Source organism: Tsukamurella sp. USMM236 (genome assembly GCF_037148755.1).
Classification (GTDB): domain Bacteria; phylum Actinomycetota; class Actinomycetes; order Mycobacteriales; family Mycobacteriaceae; genus Tsukamurella.
The window spans coordinates 1-21257 of sequence record NZ_JBBCSS010000002.1; the positions used below are offsets into that span (position 1 = coordinate 1).

Sequence of the window (21257 nt, forward strand, 5' to 3'; positions counted from 1 at the left end):
ATCTAAGCGGGAAGCCTGTTCCAAGATTAGGTTTCTCACCACCTTGAGTGGGTAAGACCCCCTACAGACTATGGGGTTGATAGGCCAGAACTGGAAGCGCAGTAATGCGTGTAGGTGACTGGTACTAATCGGTCGAGGACTTACCACACACATAACATTCGCCAAAACGAGCACAAGCTCACAGGTGAAAGCGTGTAACAATAACAGAAACCAGCTGAGGCTGGTTCGCGTCCACTATGCAATGTCTGAGACAGCACGCATGTGTTGTTTCGCAGTGTTACGGCGGCCATAGCGGAGGGGAAACGCCCGGCTCCATTCCGAACCCGGAAGCTAAGCCCTCCAGCGCCGATGGTACTGCACTCGCGAGGGTGTGGGAGAGTAGGACACCGCCGGACTAAAATTAGATACAGGATGAAGGCCCTTGGGGATCGTGTCGAACACTTCGCAGTGTTCCACCTCCCCAGGGGCCTTCGTCATGTCCAAGTACAGTAATAGCGTGGGTCGCCTCGGAGGCGACGGAAAGCGGGTGCAACGTGGCGGCTGAGTCGAACGGCGACCGCCGGCAGCGTGCGGGGTTCACCAATCCCGCCGACCGGACCGAGCGCAGCAGCGGTGGAGATTCGTCACGTGGCGCAAGCCGGGGTGCGGATCGCGGTGCCGGACGTTCCGACGACCGGCGCGGTGGTGGCGATCGCTCCGGCGGCGGCCAGCGCGGCGGCTACCAGGGACGCACCGGCGGCGACCGACGCTCCGAGGGAGGCCGTGGCGAGCGCCGCGACTTCGGCGGCAACCGCGGCGGGGACTCCCGTGGCGGTGACCGTCGGGACAGCCGTGGTGGTGACTTCCGCGGTGGAGACCGTCGGGACAGCCGTGGCGGAGACTTCCGTGGCGGCGATCGTCGCGACAACCGCGGTGGGGATTCCCGCGGCGGCGATCGGCGCGAGTTCGGTGGCCGCCCGTCGGGCGATCGTCGCCCCTCCGGTTCCGGCGATCGTCGGTCCTCCGGCCCGGGCGAGCGCCGCGACTTCGGCGGCAGGCCCTCGGGTGACCGTCGCTCCGGTGGCGGTTCCGCGGACCGTCGGGGCGCAGGTCCCGGCGGCGACCGCCGTTCCGGTGGTGGCTCCTACGGCTCCCGCAACGGCTCGGGTTCGCGTCCCGGTGGCCAGGGCGGACGCTCCGGCGGCTTCCAGCGCGACGAGCGCTCGGACCGCCCGCGGACCCGTGCCGGCGAACCGTCGATCCCGAAGGACGTCGATCCCAAGGAGCTCGATCCGGCGATCCGGCGCGATCTGCTGAGCCTCGACAAGAACAACGCCGAGCTCGTCTCCTCGCACCTCGTGCTGGCGGGGCGCCTGCTCGACTCCGACCCCGCCGCGGCGCTGGCCCATGCGCGGGCCGCGCGCGAACGCGCCGGGCGCATCGCCGCGGTGCGCGAGGCGTGCGGTATCGCCGCGTACATGAACGGCGAGTGGTCCGAGGCGCTCAGCGAGCTGCGCGCCGCGAAGCGGATGGGCGGCACCGTCAACCTGCTCCCCATGATCGCCGACAGCGAGCGCGGCCTCGGCCGGCCCGAGAAGGCCATCGAGACCGCCCGCGGCGACGAGGCCGCTCAGCTCACCGGCGACGATCGCACCGAGCTGCGCATGGTCGAGGCCGGCGCCCGCATGGACCTGGGGGAGTACGACAAGGCCGTCGTGACCCTGCAGGCCGAGGACCTCGACCCCGCGCGCCGCGGCTTCCACGCCGCCCGCCTGTTCTACGTCTACGCCGAGGCGCTGCTCGGGGCCGAGCGTCGCGACGACGCGCTGACCTGGTTCCTCAACGCGGCCGCCGCGGACGAGGACGAGGCCACGGACGCCGAGGAGCGTGTCGCCGAGCTGTCCGCGGACGACTCCGCCGAATGACGGCCCCGCTCGCGGCGGCGTACGACCGGCTGCTGGTCGATCTCGACGGGACCGCCTACGCGGGCGCCGTCGCGATCCCCGGCGCCGCCGAGGCCCTCGACGGGCTCCCCGTCACCTACGTCACGAACAACGCCAGCCGCCTACCCGGCGACGTGGCGCAACACCTGCGCGACCTCGGCTTCGCGGCGCCCGACGACACCGTCGTCACCAGCGCCCAGGCCGGCGCCGGACTGCTCGCGTCCCTCGTGCCCGCCGGTACCCCGGTCCTCGTGGTCGGCGCCCCTGCGCTGCGCGCGGAGGTCGAGGCCCGCGGCCTGACCCTGGTGGAGAAGGCCGAGGACGCCCGGGCCGTCATCCAGGGGCACAGTCCCGAGACCGGCTGGGCGCGACTGTCCGAGGCCGCCCTCGCGATCCGCGCCGGCGCCGTGTGGGTCGCCACCAACACCGACGCGACGCTCCCCACCGAGCGCGGGTTGCTCGTCGGCAACGGCTCGATGGTCGCCGCCGTGCGCAACGCCACCGAGCGCGAGCCCCAGGTCGCCGGTAAGCCTTACACCCCGATTTTCGTCGACGCGATGCGCGCGGCCGGGGCCACCACCGCCCTCGTCGTGGGGGACCGCCTCGACACCGACATCGAGGGCGGCAACGCCTTCGGCGCCGACACCTATCTCGTGCTCACCGGCGTCAACGACGTGCAGGACGTCGTCGCCGCACCGGACCTGCACCAGCCGACGTACGTCGGCGAAACGCTCGCGGGCCTGCGCCTGCACCGCGCGGCGATGGTGCCGGGGCCTCGGGACGGGTGGACCGTCACCGTCGACGGCGATGACCTGACCGTGACCGGCGCCCCCGGCGCGGACCCCGCCGACGCGAAGTACGCGGCCATCGCCGCCGCCCGCGAACTCTCCGAGGAGCGCCGGTCGGGCCTGCGGCTGACCATCCGATAGCGTGGACACCGTGGAGCCAGCAGTGTTTCGATCCGGCGATCCCGCCGACGTGCGCACGGCCGTCGAGGACCTGATGCACCGCGTCGACGAGCTCGACGCGGCGCCCGTCGTCGACCCCGGTTCCGTGGCGGGTGTCGGCGAGCTGGCGACGCTCGGACGGCAGGCGGCCCTGTTCGAGCAGGCCCACCAGCTGCTGGTCGGCGCCCTCGACACGGTGGATCGCGCCTGATGGCTCGGAGGGTACGGCTCGACGCCGAGCTGGTCCGCCGCGGCATGGCCCGGTCCCGTGAACACGCCCGGGAGCTCATCGAGGCCGGGCGGGTCACCGTCAACAAGCAGGTCGCGCGCAAGGCCGCCAACCAGATCGACCCGGCGGACCCGGTGCACGTCACGGCCGTCGCGGGCGAGATCGAATGGGCCTCCCGCGGCGCGCACAAGCTGATCGGGGCGCTCGACGCCTTCCCCGACGTCGCGGTCGAGGGCCGACGGTGCCTCGACGCCGGCGCGTCGACGGGCGGCTTCACCGACGTGCTGCTGCACCGCGGCGCCGAGCGCGTGTACGCCGTCGACGTCGGCTACGGCGAACTCATCTGGCGGCTCCGCGACGACGACCGCGTGACGGTCCTCGACCGCACCAACGTGCGCTTCCTCGAGCCGGACGCCGTCGACGGCCCCGTCGACCTCGTCGTCGGCGACCTGTCCTTCATCTCGCTGGGCCTCGTTCTGTCCGCGCTCGCGCGGTGCGCGGCGCCCGGCGCGGACCTGCTGCCCATGGTCAAGCCCCAGTTCGAGGTCGGGAAGGACCGCCTCGGTTCCGGTGGCGTGGTCCGCGAGCCCTCGCTGCGCGCGAGCGCCGTCCGCGGCGTCGCCGAGGCGGCCGCCGCCGTGGGCCTGACGACCCGCGGCGTCACCTTCAGCCCGCTGCCCGGCCCGTCGGGCAACGTCGAGTACTTCCTATGGCTGCGCAGGGAATCCGACGGGGACGGCCCCGTCGCGCTCCCCGACGAGGTGGACGACATGATCGACACGGCAGTGACGGAGGGACCGCAGTGACCGCACCGCACGACCGCACGTTCCTGGTGGTGGTCCACACGCTCCGCAGCGACGTGGACCGCACCGTCGAGGACATCCGTCGCCGGCTCGACGTGGCGGGCGTCCGGATGAAGCTCCAGAGCGACGTCCGCGAGGCACCCGACGACGCCGCGGTCGGCTGCGAGGTCGTCGTCGTGCTCGGCGGCGACGGAGGCTTCCTCCGCGGCGCCGAGCTCGCACGCCGCGCCGACGTCCCCATCATCGGCATCAACCTCGGGCACGTCGGCTTCCTCGCCGAGTCCGAGGTCGACACGGTGCCCGACACCATCGACGATCTCGTGCACCGCCGGTACACCGTGCACCCGCGGATGACGCTGGACATCGAGATCCACGACGGCGACAGCCTGGTCTCCCAGGGCTGGGCGCTCAACGAGGTCTCCGTCGAGAACCGTTCCCGCCAGGGCCTTCTCGAGCTGGTCACCGAGGTCGACGGCCGCCCCGTCTCACGGTTCGCCTGCGACGGGCTGCTCGTCGCGACCCCCACCGGCTCCACCGCCTACGCCTTCTCCGCGGGCGGGCCCGTCATGTGGCCCGACCTCGAGGCCCTCCTCATCGTGCCCAGCAACGCCCACGCGCTGTTCGCGCGACCCATGGTCACCAGCCCGCGGTCGGTGATCGCGATCGAGGTCGAGGGCAGCCGGCACGAGGCGATCGCCTTCTGCGACGGGCGTCGCACGCTGGAGGTGCCCGAGCGCGGCCGCATCGAGATCCGGCGCGGTGAGGAGCCGGTGCGGTTCATCAAGTTGGGCGCCGGCCCCTTCACGGATCGCCTGGTCACGAAGTTCCAACTGCCCATCAGCGGCTGGCGCGGCCGCCGCGACGGCGACGGCGTCGCCGACATCAGCACGGGAATCGGGGGATAACGAAGTGCTCGAAGAGATCCGCATCTCGTCGCTCGGCGTCATCGAGCAGGCCGCCGCGGAGTTCGCGCCCGGCCTCACGGTGCTCACCGGCGAGACCGGCGCGGGCAAGACGATGGTCGTCACCAGCCTGCACCTGCTCGCGGGCGCACGCGCCGATCCCGGCCGCATCCGCGCCGGAGCCGACAAGGCCGTCGTGGAGGGCCGGTTCTCGCTGGCGGGCGCCAGCTCGGCGGACCTGGTCCGCGCGACGGTCGACGACGCCGGCGGCGAGCTCGACGAGGACGCCGTGATCGCGGTGCGCAGCGTGGCCGGCGACGGCCGCTCGCGCGCCTACCTCGGCGGGCGCAGCGTGCCCGTCGGGACCCTCTCCGAGTTCGCCGGGCCGCTACTCACCGTGCACGGGCAGAACGACCAGCTGCGGCTGCTGCGGCCCGAGCGGCAGCGCGACCTGCTCGACGCCTTCGCCGGCTCCCCGGCGACCAAGGCGCTGCGCGCCTACCAGGGCGTCCGCGAGGAGTGGCTCGCCGCGCGGGCCGAGCTCGCCGACCGCACCACCCGCTCCCGCGAGCTCGCCCTCGAACAGGACCATCTGACCGCGTCGCTCGCCGAGATCGACGGCGTCGATCCGGTGTCCGGCGAGGACGTCGACACCGTCGAGAAGATCAAACGACTCTCCGACCTGGACAGCCTGCGCGAGGCCGCGGACACCTCCTACGCCGCGCTCACCGGCGCCGGCTACGGCAGCGACGGGGAGGGCGCCGGCTCCGTGCTGGACCTGCTCGGCACCGTCCGGGCGTCGCTGTCCGGCTCCGACGACGCCGCGCTGCGCGCGCTCGCCGAGCGGATCGAGGAGGCGGCCACCGTCGCGGGCGACGTGGCGACCGAGCTGGGCGCGTATCTCACCGACCTGCCGAGCGATCCGTCGGAGCTGGAGTCGCTGCTCCTGCGCCAGTCCGAGCTCAAGACCCTCACCCGCAAGTACGCGCCCGACATCGACGGCGTCATCGCGTGGGCCGACGAGGCGCGCGCCCGGCTCGAGGGCATCGACACCTCCGCCGAGGGACTCGCCGCGCTGCAGGCCCGCGTCACGGAGCTGGAAACCGCGCTCGGCGCCGCGGCGTCCGCGCTCACGGCCGCGCGCGTGAAGGCGGCGGGCTCCCTGGGCAAGAAGGTCACCGGCGAGTTGCGCAAGCTCGCGATGGGCGGCGCGTCGATCACGGTCGACGTGGCGCCGGACGCCGTCGCGCCCGACACCGACGGCGTCGCGGTCGACGGTGCGCCGCGCCGCGCGGGCGCGCACGGCACCGACGTGGTCGAGTTCCGGCTCGTCGCGCACGACGGCGCGAACCCGCTGCCCATCGGCAAGTCCGCCTCGGGCGGCGAGCTCTCCCGCGTGATGCTCGCGCTCGAGGTGGTCCTCGCGGCCACCGAGCAGGGCCTGACCATGGTCTTCGACGAGGTGGACGCCGGCGTCGGCGGCAAGGCGGCCGTCGAGATCGGCCGGCGGCTCGCGGCGCTCGCGCAGCGGCACCAGGTGATCGTCGTGACGCACCTGCCGCAGGTCGCCGCGTTCGCGGACACGCATCTGACGGTGGGGAAGCAGACCGGCAAGGGTTCGGTCACGTCGACGTTGACCGCACTGACGCGCGAGGAGCGGATCGCCGAGCTGGCGCGCATGCTCGCCGGCCTGGGCGATTCCGACACCGGCCGCGCGCACGCCGAGGAGCTGCTCGAAGCGGCCGACTCCGACAAGGTCGCGCAGTCGGGAGTGCACGCGAGCAAGTAACCGCTGCGGCCGAAGTAGATCAAAGTTTCCAGTGTTGTCGGCGCGCCTCCCGTGACTTGTGTGACTCACGGGGCAGTATGTGCGGCATGAAGCTCACTGGCCTGCTGTCCCGCAACACGTCGAACCTGCCCGGCGTCACCGGCACCGCCCGGGTCGACAAGGACACCACGCGTCTGCTCGGCCGGATCGGCCGCGGCGACATCGTGGTGTGCGACGAGCTGGACCTCGACCGCACCACCGCCGACCTCATGGTCGAGGCGGGGGTCGCGGCGGTGGTCAACGCGTCGCCGTTCATCTCCGGCCGCTACCCGAACCTCGGCCCCGAGGTGCTGGCGGCCGCCGGGATCGAGCTCGTCGACGACGCGGGCAAGGAGGTCTTCTCCCGCGTCAAGGACGGTGCGAAGATCCGCGTCCACGAGGGCGTCGTCTACACCGGCGAGCGCGAGCTGGCCCAGGGCGAGCAGCTCACCGACACCGACGTGACCTCCCGCATGCTGGCCGCGCGCTCCGGCGTCGTCGACCACCTGGAGGCCTTCGCCGGCAACACCGTCGAGTTCATCCGCGTCGAGTCGCCGCTGCTCATCGACGGTGTCGGCATCCCGGACGTCGAGGTCAACCTCAACGACCGGCACGTGCTCGTCGTCTCCGACGGCGCCGACCACGTCGAGGACCTCAAGCGCCTCAAGCCCTTCATCAAGGAGTACGCGCCGGTCCTCATCGGCGTGAACCGCGGCGCCGACGCGCTGGTCAAGGCCGGCTACCGCCCCGATCTCATCGTCGGCGACCCCGAGATGATCACCACCAACACGCTGCGCTCCGGCGCACAGGTCGTGCTGCCCGCCGCCCCCGACGGCCACGCCCCGGGCCTGGAGCGCATCCAGGACCTCGGCATCGGCGCGATGACCTTCCCGGCCACCGGCTCGGCCGCCGACCTCGCGCTGATCATCGCCGACCACCACGGCGCCTCGCTGATCGTCTCCGTCGGCCACTCCGCCTCGCTGGAGGAGTTCTTCGACGCGGGCCGGCGCGAGTCGAACCCGTCGACCTTCCTCACCCGCCTCAAGGTGGGCACGAAGCTGGTCGACGGCAAGGCCGTCGCCACCCTCTACCGCAGTCGCGGCCACGGCGGCGCGATCGCGCTGTTCATCCTCGCCGCGCTGGTCGCCGTCGTCGCGGCGGTGCTGGTCTCCAACCAGGGCCACGACCTGCTGCAGTGGGTCATCGACCAGTGGAACCGCTTCGCGCTCTGGGTCCAGGGCCAGTTCCGGGCACTCTAGGTGCCCGGCCCGTCGCGCCGCCTCCGCTCGTCCGGCGCCCGGCGGCCCGCGCTGGTCTGGGCGGCCGTGCTGCTGGCCTTCGCCGTCGGCGTCGCGCTGGGCGGGGGAGTCCTCGCCCGGTTCACCACCGACGGTGACCTCAAGGACCTGCGCGCGCAGGTCGAGCGGCTCGAGGGTGCCAATGCCGCACTGACCGACCGCTCCCGCGCTGCGGACGCCTTCGCCGACGCGGCGGCACCGTCGACGCTGGGCCGGAGCCTGGCCGGCATCCCCGTCCTGATGGTCGTCGCGCCGTCGGCCGACCGCGGCGACGTCGGGCAGATAGGCCGCCGGGTCACGCAGGGCGGCGGCACCGTCGCCGGCACGCTGACGCTGACCGACGACCTCTACGCCGAGGACAAGGCCGAGCGCCTGCGCGGCGTCGTCGACAACGCCGTCCCGAACGGCGTCACCCTCGACGCCTCGCTCGTCGACCCCCGCGCCCGCGCCGGCGACCTGCTCGGCGCCGTCCTCCTCTCCGAGGGCGCGGTGAAGCCACCGTCGAACGGCCGGACCGATGCCCTGGCCGCCCTGAAGCAGGCCGGCTTCGTCGATTTCTCCGGCCCGACGGTGCCCGGCGCGCGCGCCGCGGTCATCGTGACGGGCGGAACAGTTCCGGGCGAGCGCGCGGGCGAGGGGCAGGGGATCGGCCGCCTCGCGGCCGCGCTGTCGCGGCACGGCGACGGTTCCGTTCTCGCCGGCCGCACGGGATCGTCGCAGGGTGCGGGCCCGATCGTGGTCGTCCGGCAGGACAAGGGGCTCGCCCCGGGCCTCGCCACCGTCGACGATGTCGACACCGTCGTGGGGCAGGTCTCGGCCGCGCTGGCGCTCGCGCAGGCGACGCGCGGCGACGTCCGCGCGTACGGATCCGGTATCCGCTGACGACTGGTGATAGGCTGAAGTCCCGTAGTAGAAGCAGGTTTGTCCGCTCGAATACGGGAGTCTCGTTGCCCTCTCCTCGCGTTGGCGCGCGTGTCGCCACGAAGCACATCTTCGTCTCCGGAGGCGTTGCATCCTCCCTGGGTAAGGGCCTGACGGCCTCCAGTCTGGGACAGCTCCTCACGGCCCGCGGTCTCCGCGTGACGATGCAGAAGCTCGATCCGTACCTCAACGTGGATCCGGGCACTATGAACCCGTTCCAGCACGGTGAGGTGTTCGTCACCGAGGACGGTGCCGAGACGGACCTCGACGTCGGCCACTACGAGCGGTTCCTCGATCGGGATCTCTCGGGGATCGCCAACGTCACCACCGGCCAGGTGTACTCGACCGTCATCGCCAAGGAGCGCCGCGGCGAGTACCTGGGCGACACCGTCCAGGTCATCCCGCACATCACCGACGAGATCAAGGCGCGCATCCTCGCGATGCAGGCGCCCGATTCCGAGGGCATCGTCCCGGACGTCGTGATCACCGAGATCGGCGGCACCGTCGGCGATATCGAGTCGCAGCCCTTCCTCGAGGCCGCCCGCCAGGTGCGCCACGACGTGGGCCGCGACAACGTCTTCTTCCTGCACGTCTCGCTGGTCCCGTACCTCGCCGCGTCCGGCGAGCTCAAGACCAAGCCCACGCAGCACTCCGTCGCCGCGCTGCGCAGCATCGGCATCACGCCCGACGCGCTGATCCTGCGCTGCGACCGCGACGTGCCCGAGGGGCAGCGCAACAAGATCGCGCTCATGTGCGACGTCGACATCGACGGCGTGATCTCCTGCCCCGACGCGGGCTCGATCTACGACGTGCCGAAGGTGCTGCACCGCAACCAGCTCGACGCCTACGTCGTGCGCAAGCTGGGCCTGCCCTTCCGCGACGTCGACTGGTCCGTGTGGGGCGACCTGCTCAAGCGGGTCCACGAGCCCCGCGAGACCGTGAACATCGCGCTGGTCGGCAAGTACATCGACCTGCCCGACGCGTACCTGTCGGTCACCGAGGCGCTGCGCGCCGGCGGCTTCGCCAACTGGGCCAAGGTGCAGATCTCCTGGGTCCCGTCGGACGACTGCGAGACCGAGGCCGGCGCGTCCGCCGCCCTGCGCGACATGGACGGCATCCTGATCCCCGGCGGCTTCGGCATCCGCGGCATCGAGGGCAAGCTCGGCGCCATCCGGTACGCCCGCAAGCGCGGCGTGCCGCTGCTCGGCCTGTGCCTGGGCCTGCAGTGCATCGTCATCGAGGCCGCCCGGTCCGTCGGGCTCGAGGGCGCCAGCTCCACCGAGTTCGACGACGACACGCAGTACCCCGTGATCTCGACCATGGCGGATCAGGAGCAGGCAGTCGCCGGCGAGGCCGACCTGGGCGGCACCATGCGCCTCGGCGCCTACCCGGCCGCGCTGGAGCGCGGCTCGATCGTGGCGAACGCCTACGGCGCGACCGAGGTCTCCGAGCGCCACCGGCACCGCTTCGAGGTCAACAACGCCTACCGCGACAAGATCGCCGAGTCGGGCCTGAAGTTCTCGGGCGTCTCGCCCGACGGCCACCTCGTCGAGTTCGTCGAGTACCCGAAGGAGGCGCACCCGTTCCTCGTCGGCACGCAGGCGCATCCCGAGCTCAAGTCGCGTCCCACGCGCCCGCACCCGCTGTTCGCCGCGTTCGTCGGCGCGGCCCTGAAGTACCGGGCCGAGCTCGAACTCCCGGTCGGCGTCCGCACCGCCGTGGAAGAGGTACCGTCGGAGGATGACCACGCAGATGACTGAGCAGCTCGAATCGCTCGGTTCCGTGCAGACGCACGACTTCCAGGCACTCAGCAGTGAGACGGTGTACGAGGGCCCGATCTTCGCGGTCCGGCGCGACGAGGTGACGATGCCGGGCGGCGGGACCGCCGTCCGGGACGTCGTCGAGCACGACGGTGCCGTGGCCGTGGTCGCGATGAACGCCGACGGTGCCATCGCCATGGTGAACCAGTACCGCCACCCCATGGGCCGGCGGATGCTGGAGATCCCCGCGGGGCTGCTCGACCACACCGGCGAGGAGGAGCCCGTGTGCGCCGCGCAGCGCGAGCTCGCGGAGGAGACGGGGCTCGGCGCGCGCGACTGGCACGTGCTGGTGGACCTCGCCCCGTCGCCCGGCTTCACCGACGAGATGGTGCGCGTCTTCCTCGCCACCGACCTGCGCTACTGCGAGATGGCCGAGCAGGAGGACGAGGAGCTCGACATGACCGTCGAGTGGATCGCCATGCCGGACGCCGTCCGCATGGTGCTCTCCGGCGAGATCGTGAACTCGACCTCGGTCAGCGCCATCCTCGCCGCCACGATGGTCACCGACGACGACACCCCGCTGCGCTGTTCCGACGCGCCGTGGCCGGGCCGCCCGACGGCCCTCGCCGCCCGCAAGGGCCGGCCCGTGGAGGACGGGCGGTAACTGTGTCGGTCGGGGTGGCACTCGACGATCAGCTGCGCGCGTACGTCGACCACCTCACCGTCGAGCGGGGCGCCGCGGCGAACACGCTGAGCAGTTACCGGCGCGATCTCGGCCGGTACCGCGAGTACCTGGCTGCGCTCGGCGTGGGCGATCTCGCCGACGTCACGCAGAACCAGGTCAGCGGCTTCCTCGTCGCCCTGCGCGAGGGCGGTGACGATCATCCGCCGCTCGCGGCGAGTTCCGCGGCGCGGTCGTTGATCGCCGTGCGCGGGCTGCACCGGTTCGCCGCCGCGGAGGGCGTGACCGACGTCGACGTGGCCCGCGAGGTGCGCCCGCCCGCGCCCGCGAAGCGCCTGCCCAAGGCGCTGCCCGTCGAGCAGGTCATCGCGCTGCTCGAGGCGGCCGGGGGAGACTCGGACGCCGACACCCCCTCGCGCCTGCGCGACCGCGCGATGCTCGAGCTCCTGTACTCGTGCGGCGCCCGCATCTCCGAGGTCACGGCGCTCGACGTCGACGACATCGACGCGGAGTCGCGCTCGGTGGTGTTGCTCGGCAAGGGCGGCAAGCAGCGGGTGGTGCCGATCGGCCGGCCCGCGCTCGCGGCCCTGGACGCGTACCTGGTGCGCGGGCGCCCCGCGCTGGTGAAGCGCTCGAATCCGGCGCTGTTCCTCAACGTCCGCGGCGGCCGGCTCTCCCGGCAGTCCGCGTGGCAGGTGCTCGCGGCGGCGGCGGAGCGCGCCGGGATCGACACCGCGACCACGCACGTCTCGCCGCACACCCTGCGGCACTCCTTCGCCACCCACCTGCTCGAGGGCGGCGCCGACGTGCGCGTGGTGCAGGAACTGCTCGGCCACGCCTCCGTCACCACGACGCAGGTGTACACGCTCGTGACGGTGAGCGCGCTGCGCGAGGTGTACGCGCAGGCCCATCCGCGCGCGCTCGGCTGAGTGCGGCGCCGGCCCGGTCCGTAGAATCGGCGGGTCGTGCGTGCCGCTGCGGCGGCACGCGCGTCGCGCGCATTAGGGTGGGTGGGGACTTATCTGGAGGTGGACATTGGCGGCAGCGCCGGACGCGGAGAACCCGGGCCTGGACCTGGGTGAGCTCGCGCACCACCCCGCAGCGCGGGACCCGCACGACGACTCGCTGGACGCCACCGGCCGGCCCCGCGTCGAGTTCCCCGAGCCGACGCCCAAGACCACGCACGGCCCGGCCCGCGTGATCGCGGTGTGCAACCAGAAGGGCGGCGTCGGCAAGACGACGACCACCATCAACCTGGGCGCCTCGCTCGCCTCCTACGGGCGACGGGTGCTGCTCGTCGACCTGGACCCGCAGGGCGCGCTGTCCGCCGGCCTCGGCGTCGCGCACCACGAGCTCGAGCTCACGGTGCACAACCTGCTCATGGAGTCCCGCATCTCCGCGGACGACGTGCTGCTGCGCACCCGGGTGGACGGCCTGGACCTGCTGCCGTCGAACATCGACCTCTCCGCCGCGGAGATCCAGCTGGTCAACGAGGTGGGCCGCGAACAGACGCTCGGCCGCGCGCTGTACCCGGTGCTGGATCGTTACGACTACATCCTCATCGACTGCCAGCCCTCCCTGGGCCTGCTGACGGTGAACGCGCTGGCGTGCGCGGATCAGGTGCTGATCCCCATGGAGTGCGAGTACTTCGCGCTGCGCGGCCTGGCCCTGCTGACGGACACCGTCGACAAGGTCAAGGATCGCCTGAACCCCCGGCTGGGCATGGCCGGCATCGTGGTCACGATGTTCGACTCCCGGACGCTGCACTCGCGCGACGTGATGGCCCGCGTGGTCGAGGTCTTCGGCGACGCCGTGTACCACTCGGTGATCTCCCGCACCGTGCGCTTCCCGGAGACCTCCGTCGCGGGCGAGCCGATCACCTCGTGGGCCCCGAAGTCGTCCGGCGCCACCGCCTATCGCGCCCTCGCGCGCGAGGTCATCGCGCAGGAGAAGTGACCGACACCGCAGCGGCCCCCGAGCCGATCGAAGCCGAGGTCCCGCTCGACCCCGCCCCTGAGGCACCGTCGGACGCGGACGCCGCGCAGCCCGGCTTCACCGTCAAGCTCGCCAACTTCGAGGGCCCCTTCGACCTGCTCCTGCAGCTGATCGGCGGCAGGCGTCTCGACGTCACCGAGGTGGCGCTGCACGTGGTGACCGACGAGTTCATCGCCTACACCAAGCAGCTCGGCGCCGAGGCCGACCTCGACCAGACCACCGAGTTCCTCGTCGTCGCCGCGACGCTGCTCGACCTCAAGGCCGCGCGGCTCCTGCCCGCGGGCGAGGTAGAGGACGCCGAGGACCTCGCACTGCTCGAGGCCCGCGACCTGCTGTTCGCCCGCCTGCTCCAGTACCGCGCGTACAAGCAGGTGGCCGAGCTGATGGCCCAGCTGGAGGCGAAGGCGAACCGTCGGTACCCCCGGGCCGTGGGCCTGGAGCCCCGGTTCGAGGAGCTCGTGCCCCCGGTCCAACTGGGCGTCACGCCCGAGCAGTTCGCGCTCGTCGCCGCGTCCGCGTTCACGCCGAAGCCCAAGCCGACGGTCGGCCTCGGGCACCTGCACGTGCCCAAGGTCTCGGTGCCGGAACAGGCACGGCTCATTGCGGCGCGGCTGCGGGAGCGGCCCGACCACTGGTCCGGGTTCTCGGAGCTCGTCGCCGACTGCGACTCCGGCATCGCCGTGATCGCCCGCTTCCTCGCGCTGCTCGAGCTGTACCGCGAGCGGGCCGTGCTGTTCGACCAGCCCGAGGCGCTCGGCGACCTCAAGGTGCGCTGGTCGGGGGAGAACGAGAACCTGGTCGTGGGCGGCACCCGCGACGAGTACGACGAGACACCCGAGGAGGAATCGTGAGCGAGCAGGCCGAGGACTTCGCCCTCGTCGAGGGCATGGAGCCGGACGAGCTGCGGTCGGCGCTGGAGGCGCTGCTGCTGGTGGTGGACGCGCCCGCGACCGCTGAGCAGCTGGGCACCGCCCTGGAGGAGCCGGAGGAGCGGATCACCGCCGACCTGCGCGCCTGGGCGGGTGAGTTGGCGGAGCGACGGTCCGGCATGGAGCTGCGCGAATCCGCGGAGGGCTGGCGGCTCTACAGTCGCGCCGAGTACGCGCCCTACGTCGAGCGGCTGCTCCTCGACGGGGTGCGGTCCAAGCTGACCCGCGCCGCGCTCGAGACCCTCGCGGTGATCGCCTACAAGCAGCCCGTGAGCCGGTCCCAGGTCGGCGCGGTGCGCGGCGTCAACGTCGACGGGGTGATGCGCACGCTCGCGGCCCGCGGCCTGATCGCCGAGGCGGGCATGGACTCCGGCGCTACGACCTACGCGACCACCGAGCTCTTCCTCGAGCGACTGGGCCTGAGCTCGCTCGACGAGCTGCCGCCGCTCGCGCCCCTGCTGCCCGAGATCGACGTCATCGAGGACCTCAGCTCCCACCTCGACGAGGAGCCGCGCTTCGCCAAGCTCGGCCGCAAGAGCGCCGACGTGATCGGATTCGATCCCGATGCCTGACCTCTCCGCCGTCCTCCGCGAGGCCTTCCCGCTCGGCGCCGCGGGCCCGACGGTGCGCCGCTGGTGGCCGCTCGTCCTCACCGGGGCCGTCGCCGCGCTGACCGGGTGGGCCGCGACCGCCACCTGGTTCGGGCTGACCATCGGCCGGGTCGGGGTGCCGTTCGGGTTCACGGGTACGGGACGGATGGTGCTCACCGGCGCCGAGGCGGACGCGATGGTGACCGGCGGGTTCGGGAGTCCGGACGTGCTGGCCGACGGGGTGCTCCCGTGGGGCTACGCCACCGCCGGCCTCGCGATCGTCGCCCTGATCCTGGTGATCGTCGCCACGGTGCGCCCGTCCTTCGCCGCCCGCGGCCGCGCCCTCGCGAGCGGGCTCCTCGGACTGGCCGCGGTCCTGTCGATCCTCGTGTGGATCTTCCCGGCGATGATGATGAGCGGGCTGGAGGACCTGACCGGCGGCGATGCGGGCGGTGACCCGTTGTTCTTCCCGCCGAAGGGCGGGCTGGTGAGCACGATCGTGGTCACCTCGGTGGGCGCCGCGGTGCTGTTCATGGGCCGCCGGAACCGTCCGCTGAGCGCCGCCCGCGCCGCGCCGCGCTGACGAATACCGATTTCGGCCGCGACCTGCGATCATGGAGTGATCATGAACAGACCCGCTCGCCGTGATGGCACACCGGACCGAAGCAGAACCAGCAAGCCGAAACAGGGTGCGAAGCCGCCGCAGAAGCAGGCGGGGCGCCAGGGCGGCGTCCCCCGCCTGTCGAACGCCAAACCCGCACGCACGCAGAACGTCCCCGCGCGCGACGTCGACGATTGGGACGCGCCCGAGAAGACCCCGCATCCCGGCGGCGACAGCGACAAGATCCGCCTGCAGAAGGTGCTGGCCCAGGCCGGCGTCGCATCGCGGCGCGTGGCCGAGGACATGATCGCCGACGGCCGCGTCGAGGTCGACGGCGAGATCGTGACGGAGCAGGGCCGCCGCGTCGACCCGAACGTCGCGGTCGTCCGCGTCGACGGCGTGCGCGTGCTCGTCAACGAGAACCTCGTGCACCTCGCGCTGAACAAGCCCCGCGGCTGGCAGTCGACGATGAGCGACGACATGGGCCGCCCCTGCGTGGGCGACATCGTGGCCGAGCGCGTCGCCGCCGGCCAGCGGCTCTTCCACGTCGGCCGCCTCGACGCCGACACCGAGGGCCTGCTGCTCATCACCAACGACGGCGACCTCGCGCACCGCCTCATGCACCCCTCCTACGAGGTGCCGAAGACCTACCTCGCGTGGGTGCAGGGCGAGGTGCAGCGCCGGCTCGGCAATACGTTGCGCTCCGGCGTCGAGCTCGAGGACGGCCCCGCGAAGGTGGACAAGTTCTCCGTGCTCGAGGCGTCGGAGGGCCGCTCGATGGTCCGCGTCGTGCTGCACGAGGGCCGCAAGCACATCGTCCGGCGGCTGCTGGCGGAGGTCGGGCACCCCGTCGAGCGCCTCGTGCGCACGCACGTGGGGTCGGTGGCCCTGGGCGATCAGCGCCCGGGCTCGCTGCGCGTCCTCGGCCGCGACGAGGTGTCTGCGCTGTACCAGGCGGTGGGACTGTGACCCTCGTGATCGCCATGGACGGCCCCTCGGGGACCGGTAAGTCGACGGTGGCCCGGCGCATCGCCGAGAACCTCGGCGCGCGCTACCTGGACACCGGCGCGATGTACCGCGCCGCCACCGTCTGGGCGCTGGAGCGGGAGGTCGACCTCACCGACCCGGCCGCGATCGCCGCGGCCACGGCGGACCTGCCGCTGGCCATGGGCTGCGATCCGCTCGCCGAGCAGGTGGAGCTGGACGGGATCTCGATCACCCGCCGGATCCGCGAGGACGACGTGACCGCCGCCGTGTCGGCCGTGTCCGCGGTGCCCGAGGTGCGCGAGCAGCTCGTGGAGTACCAGCGGGCCATCGCCGCCGACGACGATTCGCCGATCGTGGTGGAGGGCAGGGACATCGGCACCGTCGTCTTCCCCGACGCGCCGGTGAAGATCTACCTGACGGCCTCGGCGCAGGCGCGCGCGCAGCGCCGCCACGCGCAGAACACCGAGCTGGGGCTGCCCAGCGACTACGACGAGGTGCTGGCGTCCGTGCAGCGCCGCGACGGCCTGGACTCGACGCGGAAGATCTCGCCGCTGCGCCCGGCCGAGGACGCGATCGAGCTGGACTCGTCGGACATGAACCTGGAGGAGACCGTCGCAGCGGTGGCCGAGACGGCCGACCGCGCGCTGAGCGCCTCCCGCGATAAGGAGGTCACGCGATGAGTGACAACGAGTTCGAGTACGCCGGCTCCGATGCCGCGGACGGCACCTGGGACGACGAGGGCGACTTCGCCGAGTACGAGGGCGACTTCGCCGATCTCGAGGCGGAGGCCGCGCAGGAGGCCATGCGCCTGCCGACGGTCGCGATCGTGGGCCGCCCCAACGTGGGCAAGTCGACGCTGGTCAACCGCATCCTCGGTCGCCGCGAGGCCGTCGTCGAGGACATCCCGGGCGTGACCCGCGACCGGATCAGCTACGAGGCCAACTGGGCCGGCCGACGGTTCCTGGTGCAGGACACCGGCGGTTGGGAGCCGGACGCCAAGGGGATGCAGCAGTCCATCGCTGCGCAGGCCGAGGTCGCCATGCGCACGGCGGACGCGATCGTGGTGGTCGTGGACGCGACCGTCGGCGCCACCGCGACCGACGAAGCCGTCGCCCGCGTGCTGCGCCGCTCCAAGACCCCCGTGATCCTGGCGGCCAACAAGGTCGACGACCAGCGCACGGAGGCCGAGGCCGCGACGCTGTGGTCGATGGGCCTCGGTGAGCCGCACACGATCTCGGCCGCACACGGCCGCGGGACGGGTGACCTGCTGGACGTCATCCTGGAGAAGCTGCCGGAAACGCCCCGCGAGGGCACCGGCGGCACCGGTCCGCGCCGCATCGCGCTGATCGGCAAGCCGAACGTCGGCAAGAGCTCGCTGCTCAACAAGCTCACCGGCGAGAACCGGTCGGTCGTCGACAACGTCGCCGGCACCACCGTCGATCCGGTGGACTCGCTCGTCGAGCTCGGCGGCCGGACGTGGAAGTTCATCGACACCGCGGGCCTGCGCAAGAAGGTCAACCAGGCCAGCGGGCACGAGTTCTACGCCTCGCTGCGCACCAAGGGCGCGATCGAGGCCGCGGAGGTCGCGATCGTGCTGATCGACGCCTCGCAGCCGATCACCGAGCAGGACCAGCGGGTGCTGTCGATGGTGGTCGAATCGGGCCGCGCGCTGGTGATCGCCTACAACAAGTGGGACCTCGTCGACGAGGACCGCCGGTACCAGCTGGAGAAGGAGATCGACCGCGAGATGGTCCAGATCCCCTGGGCGATGCGGGTCAACATCTCCGCGCAGACCGGGCGCGCCATGCAGAAGCTGGTGCCCGCGATCGATACCGCGCTCGAGTCGTGGGACAAGCGCATCCCGACGGGCCGCCTCAACAACTGGCTGCGCGACGTGATGGCCGCGACCCCGCCGCCCCTGCGCGGCGGCAAGCTGCCCAAGGTGCTGTTCGCGACCCAGGCAGCGACGCGTCCGCCGACGTTCGTGCTGTTCAGCTCCGGGTTCCTGGAGGCCGGTTACCGGCGGTTCCTCGAGCGCCGGCTCCGCGAGGAGTTCGGCTTCGACGGCTCGCCGGTGCGGGTGAACGTCCGGGTCCGCGAGAAGCGCGCGAAGAAGTAACGCCGTGACGGCGGTGGAGGTCCCGGCCGCGCCCGTACCGCGCCGCCAGGTGGCGGCGTGGTGCGCGTGGGACTGGGGGAGCGCCGCGTTCAACGCGGTGATGACCACGTTCATCTTCACCGTGTACCTGACCGGCGCCGTCGGCGAGGACCTCCCGGGCCCGATCAGTGCCACCAGCTGGCTGTCGTGGGCGATGGCCGCCGCCGGCGTGGTCGTCGCCCTGACCGCGCCGGTCCTCGGCGGTCGCGCCGACGCCGCGGGCCGGCGGAGGTTCTCCCTCGCCGTGTGGAGCGCCGTCGTCACGCTGTGCACCGCCGCGTGCTTCTTCGTGCGCGACGAGTACCAGTTCCTGTGGCTCGGCCTGCTGCTCCTCGCGGTGGGGACCGCCGCCTTCGAGCTGGCGAACGTGCCGTACTACGCGATGCTGCGGCAGGTCTCCACGCCGGAGACGATCGGCCGGGTGTCCGGGATCGGCTGGGCCTGCGGCTACTTCGGCGGGATCGTGCTGCTGCTGATCTGCAACTTCGGCTTCATCGCGGGCGACGGGCCGACCCGCGGATTCCTCGACGTGCCCACCGAGGGCGGGCTGAACATCCGGCTCGTGGCCCTGTTCGCGGCGGCGTGGTTCGCGATCTCCGCGCTGCCGGTGCTCTTCCTCGTGCCGGAGCTCCCCGCGGACCCGAGCGCGGCGCCCCGCCGCGGGATCGCCGGGGCCTACCGCGACCTGTTCGCGACGATCGGCTCGCTCTGGCGCGCGGACCGCAACGTGGTGTGGTTCCTCGTCTCGTCGGCGGTGTTCCGCGACGGGCTCGCGGCGACCTTCACCTTCGGCGCGGTGCTCGCGCACAGCGTATACGGGATGAGCGAGTCGACGGTGCTGCTGTTCGGCGTGGCCGCCAATGTCGTGGCCGCGCTGGGTGCGGTGATCGCCGGGCGGTTCGACGACCGGATCGGCCCGAAGCCGGTGATCGTGACCTGCCTCGTGGGGATGCTGATCGCGGGGACGGTGCTGCTGTTCGTGAGCGGCGAGACCATGTTCTGGGTCTTCGGGCTCATGCTCACGGTGTTCGTGGGCCCGGCCCAGTCATCGGCGCGCAGCATGCTGGCGCGGATGACGGTGCCCGGCCGCGAGGGCCAGATGTTCGGGCTGTACCAGACCACCGGCCGCGCGGCCTCGTTCCTCGGGCCGCTGTTGTTCGGTGTCTTCGTCGCCGTCTTCGGCACCGACCGGGCCGGCATCGGCGGCATCATCGTGGTCCTCGCGCTGGGGCTGGTTCTGCTCCTGCAGGTGCGGCCCGCCCGCGACCGCGCGCTCGCCTGAGCGGTCACGGTTCGGCGGGGCCGAGGGCACGGGTGGTCGACTATCGAACCGGGATGTAGGCCGGATCACTGCGCTCTCGGATTCTGTCCACTATGGACACGCTGCCCGGCGTGGACGGGTCCGAGAGTCGCTCGGTTCGTGTGACGACGAGATCCGGCCGGATATCACCGGTGTACGGCGTCGATCGCCTGCTGGTGCGTGAAGCCCAGTTCCATGGCGGCGGCGAGATAGTTGCGAGCCAGGCGGTGCAGGTCCTCGGTGGGCGGCGCGACGGTGGCGGTGGGCGGCGTGAGCACGTGCGTGCCGCGCCCGCGACGCGACTCCACCCAGCCCTGGGCCTCCAGGTCGCGGTACGCCCGCCCGACGGTGCCGACCGCCACGTCGAGGTCGCGGGCCAACTGCCGCAACGGGGGCAGTCGGTCGCCCGGCTGGAGCCCGCCCGAGGCGATCACGCCCGCGATCTGTCGCCGGATCTGCTCGTACGGCGGTAGTGGATCGTCCGAGCGGACCACGATGGCGGGGCCGGTCACGGCCGGACCTCCCGGAGGCGCACGGCCGCTGCGCCCGTCTGTCGGGTGCGAGTGGGGACGAGGAAGGCCAGGAACGCCCAGATTCCGAGGATGAATCCGTACGTTGCGCCCAGCGGGAATCCGATGCGCCCGATCCACCACATCGTGGAATCGTCCGACGAGTTCGCCACCTGCAGCGCTGCGAGGGTGAGAGACCAGCCCAGGACGACGAGGAGGAACCCGGTGGCCATGGCTGTCGCGGCGATCGTGCGGGTCGTGATCCCCACGCGCAGGGCGATGTCGAGCTCAGCCTGGTCCAGGGCGCCCCACCTCCGGGCGCCGAACATCGTGGACACGGCGAGGATCGTCGACAGCACGATGGCGAGCGCGGCGGGGATGGCGTAGAAGGAGCCGGCGAACGGAGTCGTGATCTCGACGCCGCCGTATTCGCCGGGTGAGGCGAAGGCGCGGGAAAGACCGTCGTCGTCGGGCGAGGCGGTGGCGCAGCCGATCGCGGAGAACGCCAACGCGATCACCACTCCGATCACGGTGGCCGCGAGGAGCTTCCTCGGAGCGGTGACGCCGATCGTGCGCGGCGAGAGCGACGCGATCCGGACCGATTCGCGCGCGCGGACAGTCGAACCGATGATTCCTGTGGCGACTCCGAGCCCGAGCTGGAGGACGATGAGCGCCGCCGGGAAGGCGAGGAGGAGCCCTCGACCGAGGCGGTCGTCGACGATGAGCACGATCGCCGCGGCGAGGGCCAGGACGGCAGCGAGGCCGAGGGCGATCGCGACTGAGCGAGATGCCCGGCGCGCCTCCGGGGTGCGCGGCGCGGCGGCGTCCGTGGTTACCAGGACGTAGATCACGCGAATGATCACGGCGGCGATCGCCAGCGGGATGAGGGGCAGCAGGAAGATCGCTGTGAACATCGG

Annotated in this window: 21 protein-coding genes and 2 rRNA genes; 21 read left to right on the top strand and 2 right to left on the bottom strand. The window is 72.1% G+C overall.

What is annotated here, in order from left to right:
* From WFK95_RS05785 to WFK95_RS05885, 21 genes are all read left to right on the top strand, one after another.
* Window positions 1-148 (top strand): 23S ribosomal RNA (locus WFK95_RS05785); the annotation flags it as partial.
* 130 nt (window positions 149-278) lie between these two features.
* Window positions 279-395, top strand: a 5S ribosomal RNA gene (gene rrf / locus WFK95_RS05790).
* Between the two features lie 138 nt (window positions 396-533).
* Window positions 534-1904 carry a hypothetical protein gene (locus WFK95_RS05795; protein ID WP_336670147.1) on the top strand — a complete coding sequence of 457 codons (1371 nt, stop codon included), beginning with the start codon at window positions 534-536 and terminating at the stop codon, window positions 1902-1904.
* A complete protein-coding gene (locus WFK95_RS05800) occupies window positions 1901-2851 on the top strand; it encodes an HAD-IIA family hydrolase (RefSeq protein WP_336670148.1) in 951 nt (316 codons plus the stop codon). The genes WFK95_RS05795 and WFK95_RS05800 overlap by 4 nt, the downstream gene beginning before the upstream one ends.
* A gap of 10 nt (window positions 2852-2861) precedes the next feature.
* Window positions 2862-3080 carry a hypothetical protein gene (locus WFK95_RS05805; protein WP_224647798.1) on the top strand — a complete coding sequence of 73 codons (219 nt, stop codon included), beginning with the start codon at window positions 2862-2864 and terminating at the stop codon, window positions 3078-3080.
* A complete protein-coding gene (locus WFK95_RS05810) occupies window positions 3080-3904 on the top strand; it encodes a TlyA family RNA methyltransferase (protein WP_336670149.1) in 825 nt (274 codons plus the stop codon). The genes WFK95_RS05805 and WFK95_RS05810 overlap by 1 nt, the downstream gene beginning before the upstream one ends.
* On the top strand, window positions 3808-4806 hold the full coding sequence (locus WFK95_RS05815; protein ID WP_443081526.1) for an NAD kinase: 999 nt from the start codon (window positions 3808-3810) through the stop codon (window positions 4804-4806). The genes WFK95_RS05810 and WFK95_RS05815 overlap by 97 nt, the downstream gene beginning before the upstream one ends.
* 4 nt (window positions 4807-4810) lie before the next feature.
* Window positions 4811-6592: a DNA repair protein RecN gene (gene recN, locus WFK95_RS05820; protein WP_336670151.1), complete on the top strand. Its 1782-nt coding sequence runs from the start codon at window positions 4811-4813 to the stop codon at window positions 6590-6592.
* Between the two features lie 86 nt (window positions 6593-6678).
* On the top strand, window positions 6679-7869 hold the full coding sequence (gene steA / locus WFK95_RS05825) for a putative cytokinetic ring protein SteA (RefSeq protein ID WP_224647802.1): 1191 nt from the start codon (window positions 6679-6681) through the stop codon (window positions 7867-7869).
* A complete protein-coding gene (locus tag WFK95_RS05830) occupies window positions 7870-8790 on the top strand; it encodes a copper transporter (RefSeq protein ID WP_336670152.1) in 921 nt (306 codons plus the stop codon). It begins immediately after the preceding gene.
* A gap of 65 nt (window positions 8791-8855) precedes the next feature.
* Complete coding sequence (locus WFK95_RS05835; protein ID WP_224647804.1) at window positions 8856-10589, top strand: CTP synthase; 1734 nt, start codon at window positions 8856-8858, stop codon at window positions 10587-10589.
* A complete protein-coding gene (locus tag WFK95_RS05840) occupies window positions 10570-11253 on the top strand; it encodes an NUDIX domain-containing protein (RefSeq protein ID WP_224647805.1) in 684 nt (227 codons plus the stop codon). Before WFK95_RS05835 ends, WFK95_RS05840 begins: the two co-directional genes overlap by 20 nt.
* Before the next feature lie 2 nt (window positions 11254-11255).
* On the top strand, window positions 11256-12200 hold the full coding sequence (gene xerD / locus WFK95_RS05845) for a site-specific tyrosine recombinase XerD (protein WP_224647806.1): 945 nt from the start codon (window positions 11256-11258) through the stop codon (window positions 12198-12200).
* 139 nt (window positions 12201-12339) lie between these two features.
* Window positions 12340-13227, top strand: a complete 888-nt coding sequence (locus WFK95_RS05850) for a ParA family protein (protein WP_374201328.1) — start codon at window positions 12340-12342, stop codon at window positions 13225-13227.
* The gene (locus WFK95_RS05855) at window positions 13224-14117 is read left to right on the top strand and encodes a segregation and condensation protein A (RefSeq protein WP_426000408.1); all 894 of its coding nucleotides are present in this window, start codon (window positions 13224-13226) and stop codon (window positions 14115-14117) included. The genes WFK95_RS05850 and WFK95_RS05855 overlap by 4 nt, the downstream gene beginning before the upstream one ends.
* Window positions 14111-14767, top strand: a complete 657-nt coding sequence (gene scpB / locus WFK95_RS05860; RefSeq protein WP_336670708.1) for an SMC-Scp complex subunit ScpB — start codon at window positions 14111-14113, stop codon at window positions 14765-14767. The genes WFK95_RS05855 and scpB overlap by 7 nt, the downstream gene beginning before the upstream one ends.
* Entirely contained in the window at window positions 14760-15368 is a 609-nt protein-coding gene (locus WFK95_RS05865) for a hypothetical protein (RefSeq protein ID WP_336670153.1), read from the top strand. The genes scpB and WFK95_RS05865 overlap by 8 nt, the downstream gene beginning before the upstream one ends.
* A 42-nt stretch (window positions 15369-15410) precedes the next feature.
* Window positions 15411-16355, top strand: a complete 945-nt coding sequence (locus WFK95_RS05870) for a pseudouridine synthase (protein ID WP_224647808.1) — start codon at window positions 15411-15413, stop codon at window positions 16353-16355.
* 5 nt (window positions 16356-16360) lie between these two features.
* Entirely contained in the window at window positions 16361-17053 is a 693-nt protein-coding gene (gene cmk / locus WFK95_RS05875; protein WP_224647852.1) for a (d)CMP kinase, read from the top strand.
* Window positions 17050-18492: a ribosome biogenesis GTPase Der gene (gene der / locus WFK95_RS05880; RefSeq protein ID WP_336670154.1), complete on the top strand. Its 1443-nt coding sequence runs from the start codon at window positions 17050-17052 to the stop codon at window positions 18490-18492. Before cmk ends, der begins: the two co-directional genes overlap by 4 nt.
* Window positions 18493-18496: 4 nt before the next feature.
* On the top strand, window positions 18497-19813 hold the full coding sequence (locus WFK95_RS05885; RefSeq protein WP_336670155.1) for an MFS transporter: 1317 nt from the start codon (window positions 18497-18499) through the stop codon (window positions 19811-19813).
* A 164-nt stretch (window positions 19814-19977) separates the two neighbouring features.
* Here WFK95_RS05885 and WFK95_RS05890 read toward each other — a convergent pair whose 3' ends face one another.
* Both WFK95_RS05890 and WFK95_RS05895 read right to left on the bottom strand, forming a co-directional pair.
* Window positions 19978-20343, bottom strand: a complete 366-nt coding sequence (locus WFK95_RS05890) for a GntR family transcriptional regulator (protein ID WP_224647811.1) — start codon at window positions 20341-20343, stop codon at window positions 19978-19980.
* On the bottom strand, window positions 20340-21254 hold the full coding sequence (locus WFK95_RS05895; RefSeq protein WP_336670156.1) for a hypothetical protein: 915 nt from the start codon (window positions 21252-21254) through the stop codon (window positions 20340-20342). Before WFK95_RS05895 ends, WFK95_RS05890 begins: the two co-directional genes overlap by 4 nt.
* Window positions 21255-21257 lie beyond the last annotated feature (3 nt).

Excerpts from the sequence above, each read along its gene's own strand:
- WFK95_RS05800 (WP_336670148.1), top strand. The coding sequence starts at position 1,901 with ATGACGGCCCCGCTCGCGGCGGCGTACGACCGGCTGCTGGTCGATCTC.
- WFK95_RS05810 (WP_336670149.1), top strand. The coding sequence starts at position 3,080 with ATGGCTCGGAGGGTACGGCTCGACGCCGAGCTGGTCCGCCGCGGCATG.
- WFK95_RS05815 (WP_443081526.1), top strand. The coding sequence starts at position 3,808 with ATGGCTGCGCAGGGAATCCGACGGGGACGGCCCCGTCGCGCTCCCCGA.
- steA (WP_224647802.1), top strand. The coding sequence starts at position 6,679 with ATGAAGCTCACTGGCCTGCTGTCCCGCAACACGTCGAACCTGCCCGGC.
- WFK95_RS05840 (WP_224647805.1), top strand. The coding sequence starts at position 10,570 with ATGACCACGCAGATGACTGAGCAGCTCGAATCGCTCGGTTCCGTGCAG.
- WFK95_RS05865 (WP_336670153.1), top strand. The coding sequence starts at position 14,760 with ATGCCTGACCTCTCCGCCGTCCTCCGCGAGGCCTTCCCGCTCGGCGCC.
- WFK95_RS05870 (WP_224647808.1), top strand. The coding sequence starts at position 15,411 with ATGAACAGACCCGCTCGCCGTGATGGCACACCGGACCGAAGCAGAACC.
- der (WP_336670154.1), top strand. The coding sequence starts at position 17,050 with ATGAGTGACAACGAGTTCGAGTACGCCGGCTCCGATGCCGCGGACGGC.
- WFK95_RS05895 (WP_336670156.1), bottom strand. The coding sequence starts at position 21,254 with ATGTTCACAGCGATCTTCCTGCTGCCCCTCATCCCGCTGGCGATCGCC.